At 70.3% G+C, this 7,303-nt stretch carries 7 protein-coding genes and 1 pseudogene; 5 read left to right on the forward strand and 3 right to left on the reverse strand.

All coding sequences use genetic code 11. The features are described 5' to 3' along the window. Positions 1–252, reverse strand: a 252-nt coding sequence (locus tag Pta02_RS40320; RefSeq protein WP_203880332.1) for a transposase, incomplete at its 3' end; no start/stop codon positions are given. Between the two features lie 328 nt (positions 253–580). Continuing rightward, on the reverse strand, positions 581–2,254 hold the full coding sequence (locus Pta02_RS40325; protein WP_203880333.1) for a sensor histidine kinase: 1,674 nt from the start codon (positions 2,252–2,254) through the stop codon (positions 581–583). Between the two features lie 197 nt (positions 2,255–2,451). Between Pta02_RS40325 and Pta02_RS40330 the strand changes: the two are divergent. From Pta02_RS40330 to Pta02_RS40340, 3 genes and pseudogenes are all read left to right on the forward strand, one after another. Further along, positions 2,452–3,458, forward strand: a pseudogene (locus tag Pta02_RS40330) (DUF6461 domain-containing protein). Between the two features lie 97 nt (positions 3,459–3,555). Next, positions 3,556–4,185, forward strand: a complete 630-nt coding sequence (locus Pta02_RS40335) for a TetR/AcrR family transcriptional regulator (protein ID WP_203880335.1) — start codon at positions 3,556–3,558, stop codon at positions 4,183–4,185. 108 nt (positions 4,186–4,293) lie between these two features. Then, on the forward strand, positions 4,294–5,139 hold the full coding sequence (locus Pta02_RS40340; RefSeq protein WP_203880336.1) for a phosphotransferase family protein: 846 nt from the start codon (positions 4,294–4,296) through the stop codon (positions 5,137–5,139). 80 nt (positions 5,140–5,219) lie between these two features. Here Pta02_RS40340 and Pta02_RS40345 read toward each other — a convergent pair whose 3' ends face one another. Then, on the reverse strand, positions 5,220–5,507 hold the full coding sequence (locus Pta02_RS40345; RefSeq protein WP_203880337.1) for a hypothetical protein: 288 nt from the start codon (positions 5,505–5,507) through the stop codon (positions 5,220–5,222). A 311-nt stretch (positions 5,508–5,818) separates the two neighbouring features. Between Pta02_RS40345 and Pta02_RS40350 the strand changes: the two genes are divergently transcribed. Beyond that, entirely contained in the window at positions 5,819–6,580 is a 762-nt protein-coding gene (locus Pta02_RS40350; RefSeq protein ID WP_203880338.1) for an SDR family oxidoreductase, read from the forward strand. A gap of 89 nt (positions 6,581–6,669) precedes the next feature. Continuing rightward, positions 6,670–7,303, forward strand: a 634-nt coding sequence (locus Pta02_RS40355; RefSeq protein WP_203880339.1) for a helix-turn-helix transcriptional regulator, incomplete at its 3' end; no start/stop codon positions are given.

Raw genomic sequence — 7,303 nt, forward strand, 5'->3', positions numbered from 1 at the left:
GAAATAGGTCAGCAGGGACGGATCAAAACCGGCGTCATACAGGCCCAGCCCGCAGGCGGCCTTCCAGCGCACATCGAAGCGCAGCGCCGATGCCGCCTCCGCATCGGAGCACCCGTGCAGCGCCTGCAGCACTACCACCGCAGCCAGCAGGCCCGGTGGCACCGAGGGGCGCCCGTTGACCGGCGCATACATGTCCGCAAACGCCTGCGGCGGAAACAACGCCCGGCGGTGTTCGGCCAGGAACGCAAACACGCTCCCGGCCGGGATCAACTCCCGGCACACGACCCATACCTCAGGCCCGGCCAGACTCCTCCGACGGCCCATCATGACCCGAGTCTGAAGTCCCGAACCCCATCTGGCCAGACCACCAAGATCTTCAGGACACTCCTAGGGCCGGGTTCCGCAGAGGGCATGGAGATCGTCACCGGCCGGCGCTCGGCACGAGCCCGGATCGTGCTGCTGATCCGGGAGGAAAACGAGCCAGGCCCCGGATCCGGGGACGACCGCCACCGCCTCCCGGCGCCTACGGTTTGCGTACCCGCTTTGGGAGAACGCAGCACTGGAGGCCGGCTCTCCGGGTCTAGGTGTCGGCTGCAGGCAGCGGCAGGCTGAGGGTGAAGGTCGAGCCCTCACCGGGAGCGCTGGTGGCGGTGACGGTGCCGCCGTGGGCCTCGGCGATGGCCTTGGCGATGGCCAACCCCAGCCCGACGCCTTGGACGGCGGCCTCGACGCTGGAGGGGGCGCGGTAGAACCGGTCGAACACGTACGGCAGATCACCGGCGTCGATGCCGATGCCGGCGTCGCGGACGGCGACCGATACGACACCGGTGGCGGCCGAGGCCGACACGGTGATCGGGCTGCCCGCCGGGGAGAACTTGGCCGCGTTCGACAACAAGGCGCCCAGCGCCCGTACCAGCAGGGCCCGGTCGGCGTGGACGTCCGGCAGCACGGTGGCCGGGTGCACCCGGACGGGGTGATCGCCGGAGCGCTTCTGGGCGGACACCGCCTGCACCGCCTCGGCGATGATCTCGCTCACCGCCACCGGGACCGGGGTGAGGTCCAGCTCACCATCGGTGGTGACCGCCAGCAGGTCCTCGACCAGCCGCTGCAGCCGTCCGGCGTTGCGGGTCATGGTGCCCAGCATCTGCAGGCGCCGGCCGGCCGGCAGATCGTCGTTGTCGACGGTGAGGATCTCCAGATAGCCGAGGATGCTCACCAGCGGGGTGCGCAGCTCATGGCCGACGCTGTCGATGAACTCGTTCTTGGCGCGATCCAGCTCCTGCAGACGCGCCACGACGGCCTGCTGCTGGCCGTAGGCCTCGCGCAGCGCCTGCTCGGCGCGGCGGCGGTCGGTGATGTCGTGGACGAAGGCGTTGAAGATCCAGGTGCCGGCCTGGCGGGTGGCCCAGAACACCATCTCGGCCGGGAACTCACTGCCGCCTGCGCGCAGCGCGGCCAGCTCCAGCCGCCGGCCCATCAGCCGGGAGCGGCCGGTGGCCAGAAAATGGGCCCGGTCGACCTGGTAGGCCTCCCGGTAGCGGACCGGCATGATCGTCTCGTGCATGACCGTGCCGAGGGCCTGAGTGCGCGGGAAGCCGAACATGTGCTCGGCCGCGGCGTTCCAGCCGATGATGCGCCCCTCGGCGTCGACCGACACGAAGGCCTCCACCGAGGTCTCGATGACCTGTGCCAGCCGGCCTTTGACGGCCTCGGCCTCCTGGCGGGCGTGGTGGCGGTCGATCACCCGGCCCATCTGATGGCCCAGGTTGGACATCACCCGCAGCAGGGCCTCATCCGGTTCGGTCTCCTCCCGGCAGAAGAACTCCCACACCGAGGCCACGCCGTCGGCGGTGATCACCGGGAACGCGAATGCCGTCCGGATGCCCACATCCATGCCCCGCCCGGCGCGCACGAACGAAGGATCGCGGGTGACGTCACGCGACCATACCGGCTTGCCGGTGCTCGCGGCCCGGCCGATGAGATCCGCGCCCGGGGCGAGCCGGGTGCCGGCCGTCGCCTGATACAGCAGAGGGAACTCTTTGATCGCGCCCGTCCAGGCTCCGGAGGAGACGAAGTGGCCGCTGCCGCCCTCCGGGATCCAGATGTGGCCCAGCGTCCAGCCGGTCGCCTTGCGGATCGCACGCAGCGCCGCCCGCGCCGCCGAGGGCAGATCGTCGCCGGCGCTGAGCGCGGTGGTGACGCCGTCCAGCAGCGCCAGCAGCGTTGTCGCCTGGTCCCGATCCGGCACGCTCACCCCCTCACCTCCCGGCCGCCAAGCATGTCGGGGAGGTCACCACCCCCTGAGGTGACTTTACGTTACGAATAAGATGCAGGCCGTTCACCTGCGCCCAGACGCGTGGGCGGAAGAGCACGACCGCATCGTCACCGCCGAGCCGGACGTGTGACGAGCCGATCCTTCCCACCGTCGGGGATGTCGGATCCGCCTGCCATATGGTGCTGGTGACCCGGTCCGGCGATTGGACGATCGCTTTCGAGTACAGCGGCCGGGAAGGGACCCGGCCCGAGACGCTGCGCGAGTTGACCCGCGACGGCGGTGAAGCCGTCTGCGTCATGCGCCACGACTACGCGTCCTCGCATGGCTTCCGACATGCCGTAGACGGCCGGATCCGCACGGCCTTTCGCCCGCAGATGCCGCGGGAGCGCTGGGGCAGCACCCCGACGCCCTCAACGAGGACATGCGTGAGCCGGGCCTGGAGCCCGAGCCGGATGAGGAGTTTCAGTACCTGTCCGACTCCATTCCTGCCGCCCCGGCCCTGGCCGGCCGTATCTGCGGGGTGCTGTTCACCCCCGCACTGCTGGGCGGAGTCATCACCGCCCCGGTTCCGGGCGACCCCCGGGAAGGCGACCCGCTCACCCGGCACGCCCTGCGGGCCGTCGACCGCAGGCTCGCCGAGGCCGTCGACGGCGCCTCCTCCGGTCTCCAGCGGCGGGCCGCGATCGCCGAGACCCGCCGCCAGTGCGGGTTGGCCGGTGTGGCCGGCCAACCGGTGCTCGACGAGGCGCTCGCTTCGGCCGAGCGGGGCGAAACGCCCCCGGCCGGCTACGACTCCCCGCTCGCCGAGCTCATCCGCGGCTATGAGTCGGAGATGACCGGCCATCCGATCGACGACGCCACCGGCGAGTGGATGACGAGCCCGTCCGCCGATCCGCGCCGCTCTCCGGGCGACAGGCGCAACATCTTCTCCATCGATACCGCGACCGGCATTCCGACCTGCCCGAGCTGCGAGTGGCATCACCGCCCGGATGAGGAGGAGCGGGAAGCGATACGGCCTCGCCAGCAGGCGGCGGTGGCGGTGGCGGTGCGCCATACCCTGTCCCCCGATGCCGTCCCCCGATGCCGTCCCCCGATGCCAGGAGGGCCACCTACAACACCCACTTCGCCCTGGTCCACGAAGGTCAGATCATGGCCGTTCCTCTCCTGGTGTCCTGATCAATAGATCCGTCTAAACGGACAGGCTGTCCGCTTGCAAGAGGAAGTGAGAAGGGTATCCGGTACGCTGAGGCTCCGGACGCCGAAGGAAGGAAGCATCCGCCGTGAGCGCCGAGCCCGCCCCTGGCCGACGTGCCGACGCCGAGCGCAACCGGTCGAAGATCATCGCGGTCGCCCGCGAGGCCTTCGCCGAACCCGGTGCCGCACCGTCGATGGCCGAGATCGCCCGACGTGCCGGCGTCGGCATGGCCACGCTCTACCGCAACTTCCCCGGCAGAGTCGAACTGGTTGAGGAACTCTTCCGTCACACCGTCGACGACATGTGCCGAGCCGCCGGATCCGTCGGTGGCGACACGCCTGGCGAGGCCTTCTTCGCCTGGCTCATGCGCTTCCACGCCATCGGCGCCCGCAAAGGACCTCTCGCCTCCGTCCTGCTGTCCGGATCCGCCCAGGGCACCCCCATCCTCCGCGCCAGCCGCTCCCGCACAATCGCGGCCGGCGAACCCCTTTTCCGCGCCGCGCAACGCAGCGGAGAAGTGCGCGACGACGTCTCTCTCGGACAGATCCTCGACGGCCTCGTCGCGCTCGCCGGCATCGATAACGGCCCGGACTTCCCCGGCGCCCTGATCCGCATCCTGCTCGACGGTCTGCATCCGAATCCGCACACCACGGGCGGATCGCCGGCTGCCGGTGAGGGCATGGACATCCCCACGACCACGACAAGGAGCCAGTGATTGGCGTCGGTCTCCCCGTGAGATCCCGCGCCTGCCTGCGCCGCCGCAGGATCCGCCGGCCCACAGCGCGCACGTTCACCCACATCGAGTCGCCATTACGGTGAACCCATGAACGCCGCCGAGGTTCGAAGTGTTCTCACCGAGTGCCTGCCCGGCTATCAGGCCGGTACGGTGACGCTGCTGGAGGAGGGCGAGGACAACCGGGCGTTCGATGTGGACGGCGCGCTGGTCGTGCGTTTCGCCCGTGAGCCGGATCCGGCCGCGATCGACCGAGAGGCACGCCTGCTGAACGCGGTCGCCGCAGTCGTGCCCGTGCCGGTCCCTGTGCCGGCGTTCGTGCTCGCCGAGCGCGGTTGTCTGGCCTATCCGAAACTACCGGGCATCCCGCTGCTGGACCTGCCACAGCGTCTGGAGCACGCCGAATCGCTCGCCGCACAGCTCTCGGGGCTGCTGGCCGTGCTGCACGCGATCTCACCGGAGTCGATGGCCGGCCTGGCCGCCGTGGACGACCAGCCGATGACGGAGTGGCTCGCCGAGGCGGCCGCGTTCTATCCGGCCGTCGCCGGCCGCCTGCCGGCACGGTTCCGGCCGCGGGTGGAGGCGTTCCTGGCCGCCGATCCGCCCTCCCGCGGCCACGCCCGGATGTTCACGCACAACGATCTCGGCGCCGAGCACGTCCTCGTCGACCCTGCCGGCTGGGCTGTCACCGACATCCTCGACTGGACCGACGCGGCGCTCACCGACCCCGCCTACGACCACGGACTCCTCCACCGCGACCTGGGGCCGGCCGTCCTTGCCGAGCTGCCTTCGGACGTCCGCGAGCGCGCCGTCTTCTACGCCAGGTGCAGTGTTCTGGAAGAGCTGGCCTATGCGCTCGAGTCCGGCAAGCAGAAGTATGCCGCCAACGCACTGTCCGCGCTGGCGTGGTTGTTCGGCCAGGTGGAAAGCCGGTGACCGGCTACCAGTCACCAATACGACATCCAGCCGTGCCCGTGGACGGCGCGGGGAACGACACGGCTGAAGGAGTGCCGCCCTCAGGCGGCTGGTGCTGACGCCAGGGGCACGTCATAGGCCCAGGCCACGATCCCCTGGCACCAGCGCATCCTGGCACAGGCCAGTTCCGGGTGCCGTCCGTAGTCGGCCGCCAACTGGGCCACGCATGTTTGCTCCGGGGCCTCACAGGCGTCCCAGACGGCCTCGACGGCTTGGCGTACCTCGTGGACGGTGGGCCGATTCGAGGGCTGAAGAGGGCTGCAGAACAGCACCTCCGCCAACACTGTGGCATTCACCCTGGCATCGCCGTACACCTGATCGTCGGCCATCTCCTCACGAACCTTCCCGGGACTGAGCCGAGTGCTTGTCCCTTTCAGAGTGCGCTCGATACAGCCGGAAACCATGGGGAAAATCCCTAGTACTTACCCCTAACTTTTCCCTCGGGTGCCCCTGAGAGCGGATGCCTGCGGACCGGGCCGTCCGGCCCAGGGTGGTACCGGCTCTCCCGAGGAACGGCAGGCGCTGGTTGGCCGTCCCCGCCGGGCGCAGAGTGGTCGGCATCCGCCTACCGCGCCGGCCCGCCGGAGTGACCGGGCCGGCCCACCGGAACCGGCCCGCGCAGCAGACCTAGGAGAACCCCATGAGCTATCCCTCACTCGCCACCCGCACCGCCGTCGTGACCGGAGCGGCCAGCGGCATGGGAGCAGCCACCGCTCGCCTGCTCGCCGCGGGCGGCGCCCGCGTCGCCCTGCTCGCCCGGCGCACCGACCGGCTGGACGCGCTGGCCGCTGAACTCACCGCCGCCGGCGGCCAGGCCCTCGCCGTCACCGCCGACATCACCGACCAGTCCTCCGTCGACGCCGCGGCCAAGGCCGTCCACGATGCCTACGGCCTGGTCGACCTGGTGGTCAACAACGCCGGTGTGATGCTGCCCAACCCCCTCGCCGAGGGCCGGCTCGACGAGTGGACCCGCATGATCGACACCAACCTCACCGGCGCTCTGCGCGTCATCCGCGCGTTCACCCCCGACCTCGCCGCGGCCGCCGTCGATGGCCGCACCGCCGACCTGGTCAACGTCTCCTCCATCGCCTCTCACGTCCTCTTCCCCGACTACGCCGTGTACGGGGCCACCAAGTCCGCCCTCACCCAGCTGTCCGCCGCGCTGCGCACCGAGCTGGGCCCCCGCGACGTCCGGGTCAGCACCATCGAGCCGGGCCTGACCGACACCGAACTCGGTGGGCACATCGACAACACGGAACTGCGCGGGCAGCTCGACGGGATGTTCACCACGATCCCAGCTCTCACTGCCGAAGACATCGCCGACCTCATCGCGTACACCGTCAGCCGTCGCCGGCAGGTCAACCTGCGCCAGTCGATCGTCCTGCCGACCCGCCAGGCCTGACATCCCCCTCTGGGCCGCCGGCCGATGGTGTGCTGCCTGGCACCGGCAGGGCCAGGCAGCACACCACCGCGATCGGCCACAATCGTCGTATGAGCACCGCGACCAGTCTGAGTGACTTCCTCCGGAACCGCCGCGCCCGCCTGCACCCGCAGGATGTGGCCCTACCGGATTTCGGCGGGACGCGCCGTGTCGCGGGCCTGCGCCGCGAGGAGATCGCCGAGCTCGCCGGCATGAGTGTCGACTACTACACCCGGATGGAACAGGGCCGCGTATCCAACCCCTCGGACGCCGTGCTCGACGCCCTCGCCCGCGCACTGCGGCTGAACGACGACGAGGTCCGCCACCTGCACCACCTGGCCCGACCGCGGCGCACCGCCCGTTCAGCGCGCCAGCACCGGATCCGCCGGCAGAGCGCGCGGCCGATGCTCCGGCGGCTGCTGGAGGAGTTGAAGGATGTACCGGCGATGGTGATGGGCCGGCGCATGGACATCCTGGCCTGGAACCCGGCAGCGTGCGCCCTCTTCGGCGACTACGCCGCCGTGGACCCGGCCGAGCGCAACATCGCCCGGATCACCTTCCTGGACCCGGCGTCCCGGGAACTGTACGCGGACTGGTCCTCCTGCGCCCGCGAGAACGTGGCCTACCTCCATCTGGAGGCAGGACGGAATCACTCCGGCGACCCGCAGTTGGCACACCTGATCGGGGAGCTGTCGATGAAGAGCT

The organism is Paraplanobispora takensis, assembly GCF_016863195.1.
Classification (GTDB): Bacteria; Actinomycetota; Actinomycetes; order Streptosporangiales; family Streptosporangiaceae; genus Planobispora; species Planobispora takensis.

What these genes read in the sequence shown, in the direction of transcription:
- Pta02_RS40340 (WP_203880336.1), top strand. Translation starts at nt 4,294, where the DNA reads ATGAACGCCGCCGAGGTTCGAAGTGTTCTCACCGAGTGCCTGCCCGGC.
- Pta02_RS40350 (WP_203880338.1), top strand. Translation starts at nt 5,819, where the DNA reads ATGAGCTATCCCTCACTCGCCACCCGCACCGCCGTCGTGACCGGAGCG.
- Pta02_RS40345 (WP_203880337.1), bottom strand. Translation starts at nt 5,507, where the DNA reads ATGGCCGACGATCAGGTGTACGGCGATGCCAGGGTGAATGCCACAGTG.